This is a genomic window from Oleiphilus sp. HI0066 (assembly GCF_001635725.1).
This window is the reverse complement of the sequence record NZ_LWFH01000704.1, coordinates 1-740: the sequence shown is the minus strand read 5'-3', so window position 1 is coordinate 740 and position 740 is coordinate 1. Positions and strand designations below refer to the sequence as shown.

Genomic DNA, 740 nt, shown 5'->3' with positions numbered 1-740 from the left:
GATCAACTCCGTAAGTTACGCGATACGCTAGATGATCGCTTATTTGTGCGAACCAGTAACGGCGTGATCCCCACGCCATTTGCAGAATCACTCCAGTTAAAAGTGGAACACATTATTGAGTCAATTGAAGCGTTATTAGAACCTGAAACTTTCGAGCCTAAAACTGTTACACGAACTTTCACTTTGAGTTCAACGGACCTTGAACAGAAAGTGATATTGCCTCAGCTATTAAGAATAATTCGCCTAGAGGCGCCAGGTGTAAAGCTATCAGTCAGGAAACTTGAGATCGATCAGATCACCAATGCCTTATTAACCGGAGAAGTAGACTTAGTCATTAGCAACCCTTCCTTCGTACCATCAAACCTACCAACGCTTAATTTGTATCCTGAAAGCTACACCTGCGTGGCTTCAAAGAATAATGCGATGGTAAGTAAGAAAATGGCTATTTCTGACATTGCAAAAATCCCCCAGCTAGTTGTCTCGCCTTCACGCGGTGACTTTGTAGGTGCAGCAAATGATTGGTTTGAACAACAGGGGCATCCGCGAAACGTTGTATTGTCTGTACCTACGTTTACCGCCGCAAAAGCCTGTATAGCTGAGAGTGATTTGTGCGGCTTTATTCCATCTCGACTACTACCTGATAACGACCTAAAAGTAATTGAGCTTGATAGGACAATTCCAGGGTTTGATGTCATTGCGGCCTGGCACCAGCGTAGTAATCAAGACCAGCTACATAAATG

1 protein-coding gene is annotated in these 740 nt (G+C 43.8%); it reads left to right on the top strand.

Annotated elements, in window-relative coordinates; all coding sequences use genetic code 11:
- On the top strand, positions 1-740 hold a 740-nt coding region (locus A3738_RS08780; protein WP_068763536.1), incomplete at both ends, for a LysR family transcriptional regulator.